Source organism: Parafrankia irregularis, from assembly GCF_001536285.1.
GTDB classification, from domain to species: domain Bacteria; phylum Actinomycetota; class Actinomycetes; order Frankiales; family Frankiaceae; genus Parafrankia; species Parafrankia irregularis.
On the sequence record NZ_FAOZ01000047.1, the window covers coordinates 26,899 to 46,247 of the forward strand.

At 67.9% G+C, this 19,349-nt stretch carries 22 protein-coding genes; 11 read left to right on the forward strand and 11 right to left on the reverse strand.

The genetic code is table 11. The features are described 5' to 3' along the window. The first annotated feature begins 77 nt into the window (after nucleotides 1-77). From AWX74_RS36240 to AWX74_RS36250, 3 genes are all read left to right on the forward strand, one after another. Entirely contained in the window at nucleotides 78-1,862 is a 1,785-nt protein-coding gene (locus AWX74_RS36240; protein WP_091286220.1) for a 3'-5' exonuclease, read from the forward strand. Nucleotides 1,863-1,910: 48 nt separating this feature from the next. Then, a complete protein-coding gene (locus tag AWX74_RS36245) occupies nucleotides 1,911-3,332 on the forward strand; it encodes a hypothetical protein (RefSeq protein ID WP_131799633.1) in 1,422 nt (473 codons plus the stop codon). A 505-nt stretch (nucleotides 3,333-3,837) separates the two neighbouring features. Further along, entirely contained in the window at nucleotides 3,838-5,028 is a 1,191-nt protein-coding gene (locus tag AWX74_RS36250; protein ID WP_226933237.1) for a hypothetical protein, read from the forward strand. A gap of 489 nt (nucleotides 5,029-5,517) precedes the next feature. On the opposite strand, the gene AWX74_RS36255 is transcribed toward AWX74_RS36250, so the two are convergent. The 5 genes from AWX74_RS36255 to AWX74_RS36275 all read right to left on the reverse strand — a co-directional run bounded on the left by AWX74_RS36255 (nucleotide 5,518) and on the right by AWX74_RS36275 (nucleotide 7,743). After that, nucleotides 5,518-5,949, reverse strand: a complete 432-nt coding sequence (locus AWX74_RS36255; protein ID WP_207550488.1) for a hypothetical protein — start codon at nucleotides 5,947-5,949, stop codon at nucleotides 5,518-5,520. Between the two features lie 3 nt (nucleotides 5,950-5,952). Continuing rightward, complete coding sequence (locus tag AWX74_RS41010) at nucleotides 5,953-6,078, reverse strand: AAA family ATPase (protein ID WP_207550489.1); 126 nt, start codon at nucleotides 6,076-6,078, stop codon at nucleotides 5,953-5,955. Between the two features lie 276 nt (nucleotides 6,079-6,354). Then, nucleotides 6,355-6,564, reverse strand: coding sequence for a DUF397 domain-containing protein (locus AWX74_RS36265; RefSeq protein WP_091286284.1), 210 nt, complete (start codon nucleotides 6,562-6,564; stop codon nucleotides 6,355-6,357). 140 nt (nucleotides 6,565-6,704) lie between these two features. Continuing rightward, on the reverse strand, nucleotides 6,705-6,917 hold the full coding sequence (locus AWX74_RS36270) for a DUF397 domain-containing protein (RefSeq protein ID WP_091286230.1): 213 nt from the start codon (nucleotides 6,915-6,917) through the stop codon (nucleotides 6,705-6,707). Continuing rightward, a complete protein-coding gene (locus AWX74_RS36275; protein WP_091286233.1) occupies nucleotides 6,904-7,743 on the reverse strand; it encodes a helix-turn-helix domain-containing protein in 840 nt (279 codons plus the stop codon). Before AWX74_RS36275 ends, AWX74_RS36270 begins: the two co-directional genes overlap by 14 nt. A 251-nt stretch (nucleotides 7,744-7,994) precedes the next feature. Between AWX74_RS36275 and AWX74_RS36280 the strand changes: the two genes are divergently transcribed. Beyond that, nucleotides 7,995-8,243: a WhiB family transcriptional regulator gene (locus tag AWX74_RS36280; RefSeq protein ID WP_091286237.1), complete on the forward strand. Its 249-nt coding sequence runs from the start codon at nucleotides 7,995-7,997 to the stop codon at nucleotides 8,241-8,243. 194 nt (nucleotides 8,244-8,437) lie between these two features. On the opposite strand, the gene AWX74_RS36285 is transcribed toward AWX74_RS36280, so the two are convergent. The 6 genes from AWX74_RS36285 to AWX74_RS41015 all read right to left on the reverse strand — a co-directional run bounded on the left by AWX74_RS36285 (nucleotide 8,438) and on the right by AWX74_RS41015 (nucleotide 12,739). Next, nucleotides 8,438-9,709, reverse strand: a complete 1,272-nt coding sequence (locus AWX74_RS36285) for a hypothetical protein (RefSeq protein ID WP_091286240.1) — start codon at nucleotides 9,707-9,709, stop codon at nucleotides 8,438-8,440. A gap of 67 nt (nucleotides 9,710-9,776) precedes the next feature. Next, nucleotides 9,777-10,208, reverse strand: coding sequence for a hypothetical protein (locus AWX74_RS36290; RefSeq protein WP_091286244.1), 432 nt, complete (start codon nucleotides 10,206-10,208; stop codon nucleotides 9,777-9,779). Between the two features lie 41 nt (nucleotides 10,209-10,249). Further along, on the reverse strand, nucleotides 10,250-11,413 hold the full coding sequence (locus tag AWX74_RS36295) for a class I SAM-dependent methyltransferase (RefSeq protein WP_091286248.1): 1,164 nt from the start codon (nucleotides 11,411-11,413) through the stop codon (nucleotides 10,250-10,252). Continuing rightward, nucleotides 11,410-11,640 (reverse strand): DUF397 domain-containing protein, encoded by a 231-nt coding sequence (locus AWX74_RS36300; protein ID WP_242666581.1) that lies wholly within the window; start codon nucleotides 11,638-11,640, stop codon nucleotides 11,410-11,412. Before AWX74_RS36300 ends, AWX74_RS36295 begins: the two co-directional genes overlap by 4 nt. Before the next feature lie 93 nt (nucleotides 11,641-11,733). Further along, the gene (locus AWX74_RS36305; protein ID WP_207550490.1) at nucleotides 11,734-12,564 is read right to left on the reverse strand and encodes a methyltransferase domain-containing protein; all 831 of its coding nucleotides are present in this window, start codon (nucleotides 12,562-12,564) and stop codon (nucleotides 11,734-11,736) included. A 4-nt stretch (nucleotides 12,565-12,568) separates the two neighbouring features. Then, nucleotides 12,569-12,739 carry a hypothetical protein gene (locus AWX74_RS41015; RefSeq protein ID WP_193209969.1) on the reverse strand — a complete coding sequence of 57 codons (171 nt, stop codon included), beginning with the start codon at nucleotides 12,737-12,739 and terminating at the stop codon, nucleotides 12,569-12,571. A gap of 423 nt (nucleotides 12,740-13,162) precedes the next feature. Between AWX74_RS41015 and AWX74_RS36310 the strand changes: the two genes are divergently transcribed. The 7 genes from AWX74_RS36310 (at nucleotide 13,163) to AWX74_RS36345 (ending at nucleotide 19,203) form a co-directional block, all read left to right on the forward strand. Next, a complete protein-coding gene (locus AWX74_RS36310; RefSeq protein WP_091286256.1) occupies nucleotides 13,163-14,482 on the forward strand; it encodes an NsdA family TPR-like regulatory protein in 1,320 nt (439 codons plus the stop codon). Continuing rightward, nucleotides 14,479-15,024, forward strand: coding sequence for a GNAT family N-acetyltransferase (locus AWX74_RS36315; RefSeq protein ID WP_091286260.1), 546 nt, complete (start codon nucleotides 14,479-14,481; stop codon nucleotides 15,022-15,024). The genes AWX74_RS36310 and AWX74_RS36315 overlap by 4 nt, the downstream gene beginning before the upstream one ends. Before the next feature lie 959 nt (nucleotides 15,025-15,983). Continuing rightward, nucleotides 15,984-16,181: a hypothetical protein gene (locus AWX74_RS40455; protein ID WP_193209968.1), complete on the forward strand. Its 198-nt coding sequence runs from the start codon at nucleotides 15,984-15,986 to the stop codon at nucleotides 16,179-16,181. A 494-nt stretch (nucleotides 16,182-16,675) separates the two neighbouring features. Beyond that, complete coding sequence (locus tag AWX74_RS36330) at nucleotides 16,676-17,164, forward strand: hypothetical protein (RefSeq protein WP_091286269.1); 489 nt, start codon at nucleotides 16,676-16,678, stop codon at nucleotides 17,162-17,164. Between the two features lie 179 nt (nucleotides 17,165-17,343). Then, nucleotides 17,344-18,027, forward strand: a complete 684-nt coding sequence (locus AWX74_RS36335) for a hypothetical protein (RefSeq protein WP_091286272.1) — start codon at nucleotides 17,344-17,346, stop codon at nucleotides 18,025-18,027. Continuing rightward, nucleotides 18,006-18,611 carry a bifunctional DNA primase/polymerase gene (locus AWX74_RS36340; RefSeq protein WP_165615942.1) on the forward strand — a complete coding sequence of 202 codons (606 nt, stop codon included), beginning with the start codon at nucleotides 18,006-18,008 and terminating at the stop codon, nucleotides 18,609-18,611. The genes AWX74_RS36335 and AWX74_RS36340 overlap by 22 nt, the downstream gene beginning before the upstream one ends. A 310-nt stretch (nucleotides 18,612-18,921) precedes the next feature. Beyond that, nucleotides 18,922-19,203 carry a hypothetical protein gene (locus tag AWX74_RS36345; protein WP_091286279.1) on the forward strand — a complete coding sequence of 94 codons (282 nt, stop codon included), beginning with the start codon at nucleotides 18,922-18,924 and terminating at the stop codon, nucleotides 19,201-19,203. The last annotated feature ends 146 nt before the right edge of the window (nucleotides 19,204-19,349 follow it).

The window sequence follows — 19,349 nt, forward strand, 5'->3', positions numbered from 1 at the left end:
GTTCGTGGCGGTCTACGTTGATCGTTCAGGCCGGCGGCTTTCCGCCTCAATTTCGCCACGATCGGGGGAACCGCTCCATGACTGAGACCGCTCCGGGTAACCGCCGGACGACCGCGCACGATCACGCGCAGCTCGCCGAGGCTCTCGGCTGGACCGTCATTCAGGTCGGGAAGGCAGTCGCGCTCGGTCTGCTGCCCCCGTATGACCTGAAGTCGCCACGCTGGAGAGCCGCCACCGTGGACGCCTTGGTCGAGAGCCGGGATGCGCTGGCGAGCACGTTGGACGAGGAGGCACTGCTCACTGGGGACGAGCTGATCGCGCTGCTCCGGCTGGAGTACGCCGACTGGCGACGCGGCCGCGAGCATGCGGTGATCCCCGACCCCGACTGCGGCGAGTACTGGAGCAGGGCACTCGCCGACGACCTGGCCTCCCGCGGTGAATGGCTGCGCGAACAGATCCCCCCGCAGCCACTGGGAGCGCGACGATGCGCCGAGCTGCTGGCTGAACTCACCGGGCTGGAGGTGACCGACGACGACCTACGTCTGCTAATCGAGCAGGGGCAAGTCGCTGAGGTCGCCTTCTACAAGAAGTGGCCGCTCTACGACACCGCCGCCGTCCGCCGGCTTGGGACCACCGCCGAAGGGATCGCCCTCGTCACGAGCACCGTCGCCGATCGGCAGGCATGGCTGGCTGGCTCGATGACCAGTGAGGACACCGCCGCATGGCTGGGCTGCCACCCGCGGGATCTACCTCGCGTTGCGGCTGACCATGGCATCAGCCCGGGGCGATTCGGCCGGTGGGCCCGCATCGACATCGCGCGCCTCACCGACGACGAGGACGCCCTCGAGCAGGTTCGCCGCGGGCAGGTGCTCGGTCCCGAGCAGGCCGCACTGCACATGGAGATCCGCCGCCGGGACTTCGACTATGTGGTCGCAGCCGGCTGGGTGGCACCGGTTCGACATGTCACCCGAGAGGTTGGAGTCCGCAAGACGGTCGATATCCCGCTGTACGCAATCGGTGGCCTAGAAGACGCCCTGCGCACTCAAGGGGTGGACTGGGAGGCCGTGCGTGCGGTGCGCGCCGGGGAGGCCTCACCGCTGAGGGAGTACACCCGGCTGCCCGCGGCCCGCGCCGACACCGTCCGAGCGTTCTGTGCCCAGCTCGCCGTGGCCTGGAGCGTCGAGGTGTGGCCCCACTTCGACAACCCCACCGACAGGTGGGAGATCGACTGGGAGCAGCGTCACGATGGCCACCCCACCAGGGCCGAGGTCGTCGACGCGCTCGCCGCCCACCGCGGTGCTTCGAAACACGCCGAGCACATCGTCTTGTCGACAGCGGTTGGCGACGTCATCCGCCGCGCCCGCGCTGACCTGTCCCCCGGGGCCGCTGTCGTGATCGATACCGAGACGACCGATCTCGACGGAATCGTCGTCGAGATCGCGGTTCTTGACGCAGCGACCGGAGCGGTCCTCGTGGACACTCTGGTCCATCCAGATGGCGTTCCGGTGGCAGCCGGCGCCCGCGCCGTCCACGGCATCACTGACGAAGCGCTGGCGGACGCGCCTCGGTGGGCTGACATCGCTGACGAGGTCCTCAGCACGCTCGCGGGCCGACGCATTCTCGCTTACAACGCTTCCTTCGACCGCGCACGGATCGCCGCGACCCACGCCCACGCTGGTCTCGACGCCGGTCGGCTGCCCTCGGCCGAGCAATGGGACTGCCTGATGGAAGCGCAGTCGACCTGGCTACGGATCGGCCGCTGGCTTCCCCTCGGCGCCAACCACCGCGCCCGCGGAGACGCCGCGGCCGCTCGCCGAATCCTGCAACAGCTCGCTGCTCCCCCCGACGCCTACCGGCCATAAAATCGGATTTCTGTTTCCGGAAATCCAGTTTTAGGGTATGGTGATCGTGTGACCGAACTTCCTCTCACTGCTGCCGAGCCCGGTGACTCCTCCGCTCCTTCATCGCCCGAAGAAGCTGCTGTTCCGACGTTGCCTTGCCAGTGGTGCAACCGCGACGTGCCCCAGAGGCTGTCCGGCGCCGGTCGCAGACGCCGGTACTGCGATCCGGTCTCGACGGGTCGGACCTGCCAAGAGGAGGCAAAACGCGCTCGTGCCGCCCGCCGGGCCGGCGGCGGAATCGGCGCAGACGTCGTCGCGGCCGAGGAGATCGCCGAGAAGCTTCAGGTGTACGTCGATCGCATCGCCGACGGGTTGGCCGCCGAACTCACCCCCACCGGCGTACAGACCGCGATATCCCGGGCCGAAGCTGCGGCGGCAGCCCGGGTAGCAGCCGCAGCGGCCGAGGTGGAGGAGGTGCGTCGCACCGCGGCTGAGCAGGTCGCGCAAGCGTTCGCCGACCGGGACCGCTCCGTGTCTGCCGCACACGCCGAGCGGGACACCGCCCTAGCTGACTCTCAAGCCGCACGGGCATCCGCCGAGGCGGCGGACCAGGCGGCCTCGGCCGCGCGGGCCGCGGCCGCCGACGCCGATCAGCGAGCCCAGACCGCAGAGACCGCTGCCTCCCGAGCGGAGGACAACGCCCAGACTGCTCAGGACGCGCGAGATGCTGCCCTCGCGGACGCCCGCAACGCCATGACTGCCCGCGACGCCGCGCTGGCCGAACGGGATCGCGCATTCGTGGAACGAGATGGTGCCCTCTCGGAAGCGTCGACAGCACAGACTCTCGCCGAACAGGCAGCAGAGGACCGGGCCACAGCGCGAGCTGAGGCAGCCCGGGCCGCGGCCGTCGCAGAGGCTGCCCAAGCGGCGCAGACTGCTGCCGAGGAACGGGCCTCGGCAGCGGAGAAGTCCTGGCGAGCCGAGACAGCAACCGCTGCCCGTGCCGTCGCCGAGCGCGACGCGGCCCGCACCCAAGCCAGCCAAGCGCAACAGCAGGCCGAAGCCGACCGGGCCCTCGCCGCGACAGCGATGGAACGTGCGGACACAGAAGTCGAGGCCCGCCGGCAGGCCGAGGACACCCTCCGCGGCCTACGTTCCGAGTTGACTGCCACTACCACTGACCGTGACCGGCTCACCGCCGACCTGGACCGTCTGCGCGCTCAAATCGACGATGAGCGAGCGGCAGCGACCACCCGCCTGGAAACAGCGCAGGAAGCCGCCACCCGTGCCACTGCGGCTGCCGAAAGCCATCAGGCCCAACAGATCGCCGCGCAGGCAGAACTCACGGAGCTCCGCAGGCAGCTTCAGGATGCGCGCGACCGGGCAGTCCGGGCGGAGACCGAACGGGACGCGGCCCGCGCGCAGACCGAACAGGCAACCGCCAGTCGACGTACACCTAAGAAGACCCCCCAGCCACCAGCCGACAGCTGACGTGCGGCCGTTCCGGTCCGGGTATAGCAACGATAATGGCGGACGAAGCCTACACGTCCTGATCCCGCGATCATTAACCGCTCGCGAAGGATGAGGTCGAAGAATGCGGCCTTGCTGCCCTCGAAGGTTCGATTGGGACCCCTGAGTCCGACTGCCGGAAGAGCCGAAAAAAATACTCTGCCGCGCCTGCAACGCTCTACGTGAAGCCTCGCTCCGGACCGCTGAGGCTTCACGCCACCTCAGGCGAGGCTTCATACGAAGCCCTCCGGCTCGCAGAGCAAGCGAGCGACCCTCTCCAGTGTCGGAAACCTGCAGGCAGGAGCCGCCCGGGCGACCGCAAGCCGGCCGCCTGTAATTGATCATCAGGTGGACATGACGTCTACAGGTGTGTAGAAGTTGATAGTCTGGAGCGGGCTTGCCGGCCTTAGTAGATGATAAGTTTTTGTTTCTGTGTTCTACGTCTCATCGACCTCGATAGAGCTCGTGTGCATGCGTTACCGTCCCTTTGCTGATCAACAAATTGGCAGGGGTGGGCGATGTGAGAATCTCCGAGCTCGGATTCGAGGAGCTAGACGAGTTCTCTGATGAGCTGTGGCGAACGGTAGCGCGTCACCCCTACTGTGACACGGACATGCTGGCGGAGTGGCTTGGTCGTCCTGAACCGATTGTCGAGGTGGAAATCCAACGGCTTGTGAGTCGAGGCCTCCTTCGGCAGATCGGCCGCCGATGGGAGCCGCAGGATCCGGTAAAGATTCTACAAGCGCACCATGCGGAAAAAGAGGCAGCGCTCAGCGCCGAGCGAGCGAAGATGGACGAGGAGAGAGCACGCCTCTACCGCTCTGGGCTGTTCGGGGATTATATCGCTGGGCGGCGGCGCGCTGATACCAGCTCCGGTGTTCAGGTTCTCGCGCGAGATGAAATCTTCCATCGGATGTCAGAACTCACCGAACAGGCGACGGAGTCCGTTCGATTCCTTCAGAGCGGTCCTCCTCCGCCCGGCCTCGGCGGCAACGTTCCCGATCTTCTGAAGGTCGCCGTAGCGCGAGGGGTGCGCATCAGCAGCGTGTGGACGTCGATCGCACTGGCGTCAGCGCATCGGCGGCAGGCCCAGCGGCGCCTGCCGCCCATCGGAAGCATCGGAATCGCGCCGGCGGTGCCCATGCGCACCATCGTGTGGGATGCGACCGCCGCCCTGGTTCCCGTCCGTGACGACGATCTCGACGAAGGCGGCCTCGTCGTAGTAGCACCTACCCTGGTGCGCGCTGTCACGGACATGGTCACACGGACCGAACAGGCTGTCACCACCCGACAGCCACGGCCGGCTCCCGACGAACCCGCGACAGCCCGGCGACAACGAGCACTGCTGCTCCTGCTCGACCGCGGATTCGACGACGTCCGCGCCGCGCGGGAGCTGCGGGTCTCCGACCGCACGGTGAAGCGTGACGTTGCTGAGCTGTGCAACCGGTTCGGCGTGGTCACCCGCTTTCAGCTCGGTGCCGCGGCGGCGAGAGCCGGCTACCTCCCCACCAGTCAGATCTCGGTGGATCTTTCCGATCAGTCCCGCGACCTGGCCGCACGGGGGCGATCTCTCACCCGGCCTATCCTTGCGCAGGCCAGCCCGGCCCATCGGCCGGGCGTGCACACCCCCGACGGCACGGAACGGATGGGGCCCGCCGACCGCGCCCATCCCAATTGATCTTTCCGGGCTTCAGGAGCACAGCTACCGGATGACCAGATCAAGCGGAAACTGACGTCACCCGACCCGACACCCAGATGCTGGCATAAACATGCCAGGGCGTCCTTATCGGGACAAGGTGGTTCATTACTCTTCGTCCACGGCTGTTTGCTCGCTAGCGTCATGGCTGCTGACGGGATCGAGGCAGTGACCCCTGTGCCATGGCGGCGGCACGGTGGCGAGGCGAGCGGCCGCTCCGTGCATGGAGTGGCTGGCAGGAAGATGACGCCGATCTTCGTAGCTTCAGCTCTTCGATCCTGTCAGCACCACCAGGGTTCTCCGGGGAGATCCGGATCGCAGGTCGGGCCCACTGGCCATCGGCCGGTGCGCGTCCGCGACACCCTGTTCTGACCACCTGAGACTGTCGTGCAGCGGGCTGACTTTCAGGGCCCCGAGCGCCCCCGACATCACTGGCCTGTTCCCCCGGTCGGCTTCGCCGGATGGCCCGCGTCAGGCGAGCTGGGTGAGGAAAGCGATGATCGCCTCCAGCCCGGGGCGGTAGCCATCGCGGGTGTCGACCGTGAGGCAGGGGAGGTCCAGGCGGATGTCGGCGAAGGCGTCCAGGGCGTAGACGGCCCGCGGCGATGTCGTCGAGGAGGACCTGGTCGCCGTGGGCGGCGCGATGGGGGTCGAGCCCGGCGCGGGTGGCGATCTGCTGGTACGCCACGGCCGGATCGACGGTAGCGCGGATGATCCGCACGTCGGCGTGGGCGGTGAGCGGTTCCAGGCGGGGCTCGAGAGCCGGTCCTGGAACGCAGCCTCGGCCACGACCATCACACCCGCCTTCGCCAGGGTCTCCAGGACACCGAAGAAGACGTGGAGCGCGGGGACGTTGAGCGGGTCATCGCCGCCAGCCTGGTAGCCGGGGCTGGCCAGGACCATCCCCTACTTGATCTCGTCGCGGATCACCACCGGGCAACCGACGGCCGTGGCGAGCGCGCGGGCGAGGGTGGTCTTGCCCGTTCCTGGAGGGCCGCTGACGACGGCCAGCACCGGCCTCCCCGTGGTCATACGTCACTCCTCGCCGCCGAACCGGCGCTGCTCACCCACATCCGGATCGGCTACGCCTTGGGTGTCGACCGGCTGAATGGCGAGCTGCCGGTGCCGGCACTGGCGGATGACGTGCTGGAAGCCTCCGGCGCGAGAGCCGGCTCTAGCGGTAGGAGGGCAATGTCTCCGGCCATGCTCTGAACGAGCTGCCGAGGGCCCCAGACCCTCTGGGTCGACTCCTCCAGCACGAACACTGCCTCCACACAAGATCGTGATCATCGGGGAAGCTACAGCTCCCTACGGCCGCTCGAACTCGCCGTCCTTTGCGCCGCCGATAAACGCGTCCCATTCACTCGGAGTGAATATCAAAACGGGTCCGTTCTGATTCTTGGAGTCGCGCACAGCGACATTTCCAGCGTCCAGGAAGGCGACCTCAACGCACTGGCCGTTGCCGCCACTGTGGCTGCTCTTGCGCCACGCTGCCAGGGAGACATCTACCTGCTGCACGGTCTGCACCCTCTCACTCCTTGCCCTTCGTTGCCAGGCTGGCGATCAGGCTCGTCGAGTCGTCGGGGCTGAGTGCCACGGCAGCGAGATTGTCAAAGGAGAAATTCTATACCGCCGCATGTCGGCCTGGGCATGGAAACCTACACTTCTCTAGGGAGATCGAACTCGCCATCGACGGCGCCGCGCAGGAACGCGTCCCATCCCTGGGAGGTGAACGTGAGGATCGGCCCGGAAGGATCTTTCGAGTCACGAACCGAGACCGTCACGCCGAGGCGGACCTCGACGCAGTTGCCTCCGGAGGAGTTCGAGTGGCTGCTCTTGATCCAGACTGGCCCTGGTTCAGCCGAGGTCATCAGCTACCTTCCTGATCATTTCGAGGGACTGCTGCGGTCGTAGGGCAATGGCTCGGATGAGGTCCATGCGGGCGACATATCGGCGGACGTCTGCGGGTCGTTCGACGTAGATCGCGCTGTCGAGTGCCTCGATGTACACCACGTCTTCGTCGCCGGCACCGGCGTCGAACCGCAGGATCGTGAATCCGGTTCCCAGCGCCGGGTGCGCGCCGGCGTCGAACGGCAGGACCTGCAGGGTGAGGGCCGGCAGCTGGGCCTGATCGGCGAGGTGCAGGAGCTGCGCGCGCAGCACATCGGTGCCGCCGATGGGCCGACGGAGCACGGCTTCGTCGAGGACGGCCCACACGTTGGGGGGCGTGTCCCGGGTGAGTAGCCGCTGTCGCTGCGTGCGCAGCTGCACCTGGCGGGCGACGTCGCTCTCCGAACGCCGGGGAATCCCTGCGGCGAGGACCGCCGCGGCGTAGCCCGGGGTCTGTAGCAGGCCGGGGACGAGCTGGGTCTCGTAGGCGCTGATGGCACTGGCCTCGGTCTCCAGACCGATGTATCCACCGAACCAGTCGGGGAGGAGATCTCCCCAGGACTGCCACCAGCCGCGTTCGTTGGACTGCCGCGCCAGGGCGGTGAGCGCGGTGACCGTGCCCGGGTCGGTGACCTGGTAGAGCTCGAGCAGGTCGGTGACGTCCCGGGGCGTGGTGGGGCTACGCCCCAACTCGATCCGGGAGATCTTCGATGGGGAGCACCCAAGGCGGGTGCGTGCCTCATCGGGAGTGATGCCCGCGGCCTCTCGGAGCCGGCGTAGCTCGGCGCCGAGTCGGCGCCGGCGCACGGTGGGGCTGGCGTCCTCTGACTGTGTCCGATCCACGTTGGGCAGTCTGCCATCGCCGTCACCGCGGGTCTGCCGGGTCGCGCATGTGCAGCAGGTAGGCGAGGGTGTTCCTCCTGCCAGGCCATCCCATCAGAAGATCTTCATAGAATTTCATCATGGTATTGCATGATCTTGTGGTGACGGGGATCCTGTGAACATCGATGCGGATCCGAGCGCAGGATCTGCCCCGCGACCCCGGGAGTGCAGACGCAATGGACTGGCGACACCGAAGCCTTTGCCGTGACGAGGACCCAGAGCTCTTCTTTCCGATCGGAACGACCGGTCCGGCCGAGCGGCAAGTCGAGGAAGCGAAGGCCGTCTGCAGGCGGTGCTCCGTCACCAGTGACTGTCTGAACTGGGCCCTGGATACAGGTCAGGACTCCGGTGTGTGGGGAGGGCTGAGCGAAGACGAACGCCGAGCCTTGAAGCGGCAGGTCCGCCTACGGGTACGCACCGCGTGACCAGCCGTGCCGGAAACGGATCCCCTGGAACAGCAGCTGGAGGCGGGCACGGGGGATCCGTTCTGCCGCGCAGGCAGCCCGATCTCGCCGGACCTTTCCGAGCGGGGGACCGCCGGCGTCAGCCGCCCCTTATCTGGCCGAGCGATCTTCCCGTCGACTGGTCCACCGATCCTGACGTAGTCACACGGCTCCGATCAGGGCTGGCCCGGCTCTGACCGACCTTGTCCTGTCCGTCTCCCATCCGTGAAGTGGTCCGAGCCGTCGGCGTGCCGCAGCCACCAACCGGGCACGCACCTGTGCCTGCAGATCAAGAGGATCAGCGTTGGAATGGCGCTGAAGAGCAGGAGTCCCGCCCCGAGCGTGAGCTCCAGCTCGACGCGGCTGCGTAGGTCCGGCGCGCCGACAATCGTCATGCGGCTGGCGGCGATGAGGAGCACGACCGTGACGACGGCAAGCGGCCAAAGCGGGAGCATGGCCGAGGTCGGGTTGACCAGCCTCCGCTGGACGCGGAGACGTTGTGCCTCCAGCTCGTCGCTGTCCCGCTGGATGCGGGCCATCAGGGTGGCGTGCAACTGCCCGGCCTGAATCAGTTCGCGTTCCCGCTGGCATCGCCTGGTGACGGGATCCGTGTTGTCGACCGGGAGAAGTCGCAGCGCGGCGTCGATGGTCGACAGTGCGGCCTCGAAATCGCCGCACATACGTTGCCCGGTCGCCAGACGACGGCGGATATCGGGATCGTCGGGGAAGGTGGCCGAGGCCTCGGCCGCATGGGCCCGCAGCAGCTCACGCTGACCGGGAAACGGCGGGGCGACTGACAGTGCGTCCAGACAGACGTCCGTGACTAGCCGGGACGGGGCGATCCACGCCTGGCGGAGAAGACCGGTGGCGTATTCGGTCGTCAGTCGTCGGCTACCGAACGCGCCGTACGCGCGAAGGGCTAGGACCAGGGGGCCGCTGTCGTGGTCGTGAGTCGCGAAAGGCGACTGGAGGAACTGGTGCAGCTCGTCGAACCAGAGGTTCGCTCGTAGCTTGCTCGCGTGGAAGAGCGTCGCGAAGAGATGCGCGTGCGGGTCGTCGACGTCCTTCATGATCTGTTGGGTGGCGACGGCCAGGTCTTGGGGCGAGTCGACCGTGTCCCGGGTACGGGTGCCGAATTCGAGCGCCCACGCCTGGGTGATCTCGTGACGATGGTCGGGCTGCTCGATGTGGCTGCCCAGCCAGGCCCCGCAAGCAGCTGCGATGGTGATGCTGGGGTTGGCACGCAGGCGCAGCGCCCAGTACTGCCGGGCGAAGATTAGCCACCGGTCGGTGCTGTCCACCGAGGTCACCGTGAACGGGGGCTGCGCCCCCGCCGCGACGAGGGCCGCTGCCGCATCCTCACCCACGCGGGCGATCTCCCGCGGGTCGTCCACCTTGATCTGGCCGATCCGAGCCACGATTCCGGCGACGTCGTTCTCACTCGTCACCCCCGCACCTTAAACCGGATAGATCCTCCTTGATCCGTGAACAAGGGGGGTCGTTGTGATTCGCCGATCACGAAGACCTGGGGGGAGCGCAACTCCCTCGCTTCTCGGGTGGCGCCGTGGCCCTGGGGGCCGCCGTTACTGCTGGAGCTGCCGTGGAGCGCCGGCCCGAGGGAGGGGTCGGGTGGTCGATGGGGACCACGGTGTAGCCGGACAATTGCAGAGAGCGTGCGTGTCGGTCGGCCTCCTGCTGGCACCCGAACTCGGCGATGATCTGCGTGGGCCGGTCGGCCGAGTCCAGTGCGACGACCGCCCAGTCGCTCTCGCCGGTCCACTCTGTGGGCAGCACCCTGGCGTCGATTCCGGGTTGGGTGCGCGCCCATTCGTCGGCGAGCTGGGGGGCCGCGAAGCCGACGACCGCACGGACCGCACGGTCACGGCTGTCAAGTGTCACGACTCCCCACCCCGCCATGGTGGTGAGGCCGGAGGTGGAGGTGCTCATGCCGCGCCTTCCTGGTTGTCGGCATCGAGGGGGACGGGGGATCAATCCCAGGCGATCATGAACTGGTTGTACGGTGCGGTGATCTGCCGTCCCGGCAGCGGACTGCCGCAGGCGGTGGAGGGCGGGTAGACCCTGATCGTCGGGTCGGGGCCCTCGCGGCGGTGCGCGTCCCACATCTGGATGTCGTAGCCGAGCAGGTCCGCGACCTCGTGTCGATCCGGGCCGTAGGCGGCAACCCGGACCTCTACGGCGCTGTCTTCGATGGGCTCGATGTCGAGGAAGGCGAGGGTGCCGCGCTTCCACACCGCTGACACGCCGTCAGGGCAGGGCCGGGTCATCGGAGTCTGCTGGTCGCTGACCGGCTCGACGTACAACCGGCCATAGAGTGGCCGGACGACGGCCAGCGTCAGATCCAGATGGGGGAGCAAGCTGGCGGGCAGTGTCACACCGGTGCGTACCAGGTGTCGCTGCCCGATGATGGCGTCCCGCAGCGCGCCGGCGTCTACGTCCTGGCCCGCGGCGTCCAGCCGCACCCCGGCGGACAGAAACGTCGCAGTGCGCCGAGGGCTCTGAGACCGTCCAGGGAACGGACGTATCGAGTCCGAGACGAGCAGACCGCCGTCGCGCACGAAGGCCACCGCCCTGTCCAAGCCACGCAGCCGCAGAGGGAGGACGAGTCGTCCTCCCTCTGCGACTTCGCTAACCAGCTCCGGGTGGATGTCCGTCGGAGCGTGGAGAAGCACTCGGTCGTAGGGCATGCGTAGCCGCCCCGCGATGTCCCCACCTACCAGCTCGACGTTGAGGAAGCGGGGATCGTTGAGTCCTGCGGCATTCCTGCTGATTTTCAGGGCGTCGACATCTGTCGTCACGACCTTGCCGGTCCTACCGGCCAGCACGGACAGCAACGCCGTGCTGTATCCGTCAGGAGAGCCGATCTCCAGAACGCGGGAACCGGGCTCGACCGCGAGCTGGTCGAGCATCACCGCGACCGCGGCTGGTACGGATGCCCACCGCCCGACGCCGTAGCCGCCGAAGGCGCCGTCGCCATACACCTCCTCGAAGGCGACGCCGGACACGAACCGCTCGCGCGGAACCGCGCGCATCGCCGCCTCGACCGTCGTGGACACCGCCGCAACAGCGAGAACGCGGTCGACCATCACCGCGCGCAGTGCTGCAGCCGAGACGACCGACCCGTTGGAGGTCATGACGCCGAGGGGAGCATGTCGTCGTACTCCCCGCGCTTCGCCGCGCTCACGAAGTCGCTGAATGCACCAGGTGAGTTCCGTACCGCCTGGCCCAGACTCGACCGGATCAGAACGCGGGGCCCATCAAGGGCGACCTCGATGATGTCGGGCACTGCGGGGTTGACCTGGGACGGTCGTCGCCATTCCAGCGCGGGAAGGACGGGCGCGGCGGTGGGGGGTAGGGACACGGTTTCCTTCGCAGGTTGTGGATGGAACCGCCGAACCCGAGCCGTTCTTTGACGGCGCGGGCCCGGCGGGCTCGTGGGAAGGTTCTGTCGTAACTACGGAGAAAGCACCCGGCGTACGGCGGTCAAGTGCATCACCCGCTCGGTGATGCGCACACCGCTCTGTTCCGCGCCGAGGAACAGCGCATGCTCGTATCTGCTGATCAGACTTTGATCTCTGATCACTTTTCTCATCATCGCCTCTGTGGACAGGCCACCAGGCGTGACCGGTCTCAGTAAGTAGGCCTTTACGGAATCGGCGTCTCTGAGATCCGTTGTCACCGAGTCGAATCGGGGAAGACCCGCATCCAGGCCTACGAGCTGACCGGAGAGAACGATCCCGCGTTCGCTGAAGAGGTGCGCAGCGCGCAGCGCGGGGATCGAGTTCGCGACAGCAGCGTGGACGAAGTGAACCTCGGAACGGCTGATGCCCTGCCAGCCAATGTCCATATGTCGTTCCGCGTGGAGCGGCTCGCAGATGGAAAGGCGCCCGCCCACCTGGAGGACCCGCGCGGCCTCGGTCATGAGGCCACGCAACGGCGACCAGTATGCGAACACCCCACTGCCTACAACCACCTGCGCCGACGCAGAGGGAATGTCCAAGATGGACGGATCCGTACCGATCCATCGGGCCGTACCTCCGTCAGGTATCGGCCGCGCCTGCCGGATCGGGGGCACCACCGGCGTGACCGTCGACACGCTGCCGGACGAGCCGACCCGACGTAGCGCCTCAAGCGTGAGCAGCGCGGTCTCGTCGCCGAGATTGACGACATGGTCACCGGGCCTGATACCGGCGTCGTCGAGAATCCGGGCGCATTCAACCTGCGCGCGCCTCTGATCTACCGGTGACGTTCCGGCGGCCCAACCGGGCGCGGGTCGCGACTCCACCGCTTCAGACCTGAGCATCGCGGCCCGCCACATGAGATTGTCCGAGTCCATCACTGCCAGCGGCGGACCACGGCGCGGTGAACTGCGCGTGCCCGTCGAGCATGCCCGCGATATGCGCGGCATGCGGACCCGCCTTTCTCGGGTCCGGCCGGTTGGCGGCGGCGTCGATGATCACATCTACTCCATGAATAGCGGAAAGATCCTTGGCGAATGTTTGGCGTCGCCGACGCCGGAATTTCCGGTTCCCTGGCAACCAGATTCCTGGGGCTGCGGGTGGGAAGGCGCTACTCGGCGGAGAGACAGCTTCCTTCCCACCCGGCCATCCCGTCCCGTTCACCACCGGACCGCAGCAGGGCGGCAACCGCCGGTCGCGGTGGGGCGGGTGGCCCCAGCGGGAACCTCCAGCGAGCCGGACCCGGCCGGCGCATCTGTGGGGCACGCGCGCTCCTCTGCAGGTCCGGGCGGGTGGCCAGTGGTGTCCCGCTGTGCACGACTCATGACACAGGGCGTGACGTGACTGTGGAAGGGTGGGAACTTCCTTTTCGTGGGTGGGAAATTTTTTCCCACCCACGGCGCGCCGAGGACGAGAGGGAGACTGGTGGACGCTGACGGGGTCGAAGTGCTGAAGGAGGCCCTGGCCACACGCTTCATCGAGCTTCAGGAGGCACACGGCCTGTCGGGCATCCAGCTGGAGCTCCGCACCATGCACGACAAGAACAACGTCTATGCCATCCGCAACCGGGGGCGGTTGCCCACCCGCGAGGTTCTACAGTCCTACGACCGCGAGTTCGGGACTGGCACGGAGCTCACCGATCTTGGTGAACGGGTCCGCGCGGCGCAGAAGGCCCGAAGAGCCGCCAACGCGGCCAACGCGGCCAACGCGGCCATCTCCCGGACGCGGCCCGCACCGGTGGACGAGGAGGTGAGCGGAACGAACAGGAGGACGTTTTTCGAGTTCGGCGCGACGAGTGTCCTGGCAGTTGAGGCCTACCGGCGGCATGCGGGGAACAGCCTTGACCCGCTGACGCTCGAGGAGCTCGACGACGAGCTCGCCGACTACGCTGAGCGGTTCACCACGACCCCGCATGACCAGCTCGCGCCCGAGATCGCGAAGACCTGGCGACACGCCGAGACGCTCCTGGAAGCCGGCCCCCGACCACGAGCGCAGGCCCAGCTCACCAGAGTCGCCGCGTTCTCCGCCTACTACCTGGGCCGGCTAGCGTTCAACACCGGGAACCGCACCGCGTCACGAAGGTTCATCCACCTCGCGGCGGAGCACGCCCAAGAGATCGACGACCCGGTGCTCACCGGCTCGGTCTTCGAGATGCTCTCCACGCTCGCCTTCTACGGCCACCAGTACAAGAAGGCGGCGAACTTCGCCCGCCGCGGCTTCACGGCGTCCGGCGCGGACCCCTACGTCGCCGGACGTCTCGCCTCTTACGAGGTACGGGCCCACGTCGCGCTCGGTGACGAGTCTGCAGCGCGAGCCGCGCTCACGCTGATGACCAAGCACGTCAGCGTCAGCCCGCCAATCCCTGGAGCGTCCCCGTTCGGACCCACGCACGCAGACCAGACCACCGCACGGACACTCGCTCTCCTCGGAGATGGTCACGCGGCCGAGCCCCTGGCCCGCGCCTCTGTCGAGGCCTACGAACGGACGGGCGGCGGGTTCGAGGATCGGGGAAACGCTGCGCTCAACCTCTCCTGGGCGCTGCTGCTTCGGCCCCACCCCGAGCCCGAGGCCGCTGCCGTCCTCGCGCAGCAGGTCCTGAGCGCGGTCGACATGACCCCAACCTTCTCCGTCCTGAACAAGATCGTCGATGTCGACCGGCGCCTGGACCGGTACGCGCAGCTGCCCGCCGTCCGCAGCCTCCGGGCGCAGCTCGCCGAACGTCCGCGGCCGGCGATCACACAGTGACCACCCCGCAGATCCCGACGGTCGTCACCGATCGGCTCATCCTCCGCGGATGGCGCGACCAGGACATCGAACCGTACGCGGCGATGAACGCCGACCCAGAGACGATGCTCTACCTCGACGGCATCTGCGGACTCGATGACACGATCCGGCTGGTCCAACGCGCGCGGGCACTGTGGGCCCGCCGCGGTCATGGCATGTGGGCGGTCGAGGACCGGGCAACAGGCGAGTTCCTCGGCAGAGCCGGAACCTTCTACGGCGAAGGTTGGCCTGGCGTCGAGGTCGCCGTCTCGCTGCGCCGGGACCGGTGGCGGCAAGGCCTCGGTACGGAGGCCATCACCGCGTCGCTCGACTTCGGATTCGACACCCTCGACGTCGACAGACTGATCACCGTCACCCATCCGCAGAACGCCGGGATGAACGCGATCGCCCGCAAGCTCGGGATGACCTTCCAGGAGGTCGCCGACGTAGGACCATGGCGCGCGAACAACGTCTACACGATCACTCGTGGCGAGTGGGCTGCCCGCCGCAGAGAGGCCGAGTAGGCCGCCGAACTGAGCGTGGACAGGAAGGGGCTACGTGAGTTACCTGTGGGTTGATCTCCACGACATCAAGGTCAGCGAGGGCGCTGCGACCACGACCGCCTTCGCCAACAGCGACTTCGGATGGTCCGGACCGCCGCCCACCGTTGGGACTGATCTCACCGTCGGCGACGACGAAGGCCACCGCTGCCCCGGCGCAGTCGTCGCTGTGGACGGAGATCTCGTGACGGTCCGACTCGCCCTCAATGATCTCTGTCGACAGCAAGGTCGGCGGCGCTGACCGCGCAGCTTAGGCTTCGTCTTGACCGCCGTCCCTCGTCCCCTACATGAAGATAGTCAACGTCGTTGACGAACCCGCGCCATTCTCGATCTTGAAATTGATGATCAGTGGCTCTCGGCGATCCTGACCGCCGCGCGACAGTGATTTCATCGTGGCGGTGAACTGAACGTCACTGTGGCCGGGGCCCCACGGCGCCGCCTGGCCATTCTCAGGATTTCTCCGCTGGTTCGACGCGTATCGCGGTGCACTGCGGACGCCATGCCTGCGCTCGGCGGTACGCCCACGCCACCCGCGAGGCCTCCGACCGAGACGTCCAAATCCGGGCCTGGTGCGCAGCCGTGAGCGCCCAGTCCTCCCCGTCGGGACCACCCGTGGCGATGTAGATGGTCGTTCCGTCCCACGTCACCGCCACCCGCCAGCCGGCGGCGGGTTCCGGGCTAGGGGCGTCAGGCACGGTGTACAGCTCACCTTGAGCTTGCCAGAAAATCGAACACATGTTCTCTATTGGGTGGCGGGCGGATCCGCTGGGTCCACCTCGAACAGACGTACGGCGGCCACCTCACGCCCATAAGTAGAGCTACCGGTTCGCCGGGCCTACCGTGATCCGGTCCGGCCCGACCGGCGCGCGGCTGCGGACTGCGCACGTGGGGCGAAGCCGGTGCGGGCTGACCGGCTTGCTGGCATGCGTGCTGCTGTCGACTGCACCCGCGCCGCCGCCTTCGCCGTCATCGGCGCTGGCCGAGCGGCTGAGGTGCTTCGTGCGGAGCCTTTTCCACTGCTCATCATGGTCACCTTCCTTGCGTGGCCGCCCGCCGCCGGCGGCGACCCGACCGGGTCGGGTGTCGCCATGGTGCTGACCGGCCGGTGGTCGTCTGGTTGATGCGGCTGCCGTGGCCCCCGCGGGATCCGCCCACGGTGCCTAGGCTCGCCGGCAGCGGGCCGTCGGAGGGTAGTCCCAGCGCGGCGCGGTACGCGGCATCCCGCGCGGCGCGTCGGCGCCTTGCCCGCTCGTTCGTCACCGTCACCACCCCCGCTCGCGTCCCCCTGTCGTCCTTCCCCGCAACCCGTTTCAGCGACCAGATCGCTCATGGCACGTCTCCCGCCATACCGGAGACCACGAAGTCCGGTCGGACACACGCGCGTGGTGGCGTGGCGCTGACCCCGCCGGGCGGGTGATGGGAAAAGTGCCACGGAAGCCGTGGGCCGGCAAGCCTCGGCCTTCGGCCGACCCCTTCGGGGCTGACGGGCTGGCCGGCCCGCAACTCCCGTGGCCTCCGATCGGTCAACCCGCCCGGCAGGGTCAGCAGATTCCACGGCCATCTGCGCTGCCGCGGCGGGCCTCCCCCTCCGCCACGTTCGAGCAGGTGATCGGTCATGCCTCGCAAGATCTGCCTTATCTGTTCCCGGCCGCTGGTCATGTTCCAGCTGCTCGGCGCGGAGATCTGGATACACGCGCCCGGCCAGGTCGAGGACCGCGACCACATGCCCTTGCCGGTCGACGACATCGACTGGTCGGTGCGGCAGCGGTGCGACTTCTGCAACGCGGATCCGGCCGTGGGCCTGCTGCCGGTCGCTGGGGAGATCCGGATGCCCCTTTCCGTCATCTGCGTGAACGAGCCGTGGGCGGTGTGCGCGACCTGCCGGGACCTGATCTCCGCCAACCAGTGGGACGACCTCATCCGCCACATAGCGGACACGGTCATCGCCACCAGGATTGTCTCGGAGACGACGAAGCACAGCCTGCTCGACGAGCTAAGCCAGCTGATCCGCGAGGTCCGCACCCACGCCACTGGCCCAGTCCAGCCCCTTAACGAATGCACACCCGAATCACCCATCGGCGGGAAAGACGAGGAAGTGTCGTAGAGGTCGCCTACGATAAGGGACGGCCGTCACGCTGGCCTGCTCCGAGCCTCACCGCTCCTGCGCGTCCACGCCGCGCTGCACGAGGCGACGAGGACAAGGGTCCACGACTCGCGTGATCTCCCCCTCGTCATCGACCCCGAGCGGGATGAGCGTGGGACATCCCGCCGCGGAGAACGACGATGACCAGCGACAAGGCCCGCAAAGCCGCTGTCCGCGCCCGAGCGGGTGCCACCGGCGAGCCATACTCGGTAGCTGCCCGCGCCCTGGCTGACCAGACGACCACCACCCCAGGCGTGACCGGTCTCGACCCGCAGCTACTGGCCCCGTACCCCGACGAGTCCGACGTAATGGTCGACGAGCTGGGCTGGCGAGTGCTCCCCATCGACGCGGCGCCGGAACTTCGCGCCCGCGTTGAGGCGACATGGCGGCCGGTCGCTGCGGCGCGGCCATGCCGCTGCTCGGGCCCGTGTAGCCACGGCGCGCCCTGCACGTCCCAGGCAGAAGCGGCCGGAGGCTGTCCTGGCCGGCTGATCCACGTCGACCGGTACCCAGGCTCACCGTTCTCCGAGACCACCTGGGAAGACACTTACCAATGCGACGACGCCTGCGGCGAGCAGTTCACCAGCGTGCTGGAGCTGCCCGGCCTGCCGTGGGGCGACCGTCCCGAGACCAGCGGCGCCCTGCGGATCTACGAGGGGACCCGGCACCCCGCGTTCGAGGATGCCGGCGGCTGTCCAGAATGCGGCGCCGGGCCCGACTACTACTCCTGCTTCTGTAGTACCGACGACGGCTGTCCGGAATGCGGCGCTGGCGGCTCCGACGATCCGTACGGGGAGTGCGTGTGCGAATCGGAAGCGGCGTAGACGCTGCGCTGGCTGCGGCTGCCCGGGGCCTGGCTCTCTTCCCACTGGCCCCGGGCAGTCGCCAACCGGCTCCCGGCTGGCAGCGCCACTGCACCACCGACCCAGGCCAGGTCGCCCAGCTGGCATCAGCCGGCACCGCGTTGGGGGTCGGGTGCCGTGCCTCCGACATCGTCGTTCTCGACCTCGACCGTCATCCCGGCGAGCCGGACGGGATCGCCGGATTCGCCGCGGCCTGCGCCGCGCACGGCGCCCGCTGGCCGGACACGTTCACCGTTCGCACCCCGCGCGGCGGATTACATGTGTACTTCGCGGCCGCCGGCCGGCCGATCGCGTCGACGTCCGGTGGGCGCACACTCTTGGGCCCCGGCATCGACACCCGCGGTCCCGGCCGACGCAGCGGCGGATACCTGCTCGCCCCCGGCTCCCGTACAACGACCGGTCGCTACCTCATCGAGCACGACCGGCCGATCACGCCACTGCCCGCCTGGCTCGTTCGACTGCTCGCCGTCCGACCTCTCCCCCGCTCTATCGGATCCGTGACAGCGGCGCCGCCTAAGACAAGCGCGAGCGATGCTGGTACCTGACCCTCGATGGGAAGCGCATCGCGCCCAGCTCGCTCAACATTCCGTTCCGCGCCACCGCAGAATTTCGCGCCCGCGTCGCTACAGAATGAGTCTCCATACCCCGCACTGCGAGCGCGATATCGACGATCCGTCGTGCCGGAGTATCAGATTGTGGCGTAGTCCCTCTGCCTACCTGGTTGTGGACATGGAGGCAAAATGACTCCTTGTGGTTGATCTGGATGCGCGTGATCGGTGTCGCTGGTTGTTGACCCATCGCTACTGGATCGGTTGGAGTGGCAGCAGTCCAGTCCCCTCCGCGGAAGCGATCGCGATGGTGGCCACGGTCGCCTCGACGACCGTCGATACCGCTCCGCTCGCCGACGACATTCACGCGGCCCTGGCCCTGCTCTCCGACGCCCGCGAGACCCTGGACTACTGCGAGCTGGTCCTGCTGGATGCCGGCCGCCGCGCTGAAATGACCTGGGAGACCCTCGGGACCGCCCTTGGTCACACCACATCCACCGCCCGCAGCACCACCTCCACCCGGGCCCGACGGCTGCTGGCGCGTTGGCCCGGCTATCGTTCCCAACTCCCCCGCGGCCTTCGCCAATGACCGTTGTCAGCCTTTGTCATGCGTGGTCCTGTCCCTGTCCGGTGTAGCCGGGCAGGTGGCGCCGTGGCGGGCGGGCTGATCTGTGGTCTCCCTTTCCCGGCTGGTCAGCCTGCACCACGTCCGTGGCCGTCGTCCACCGTCGGCCT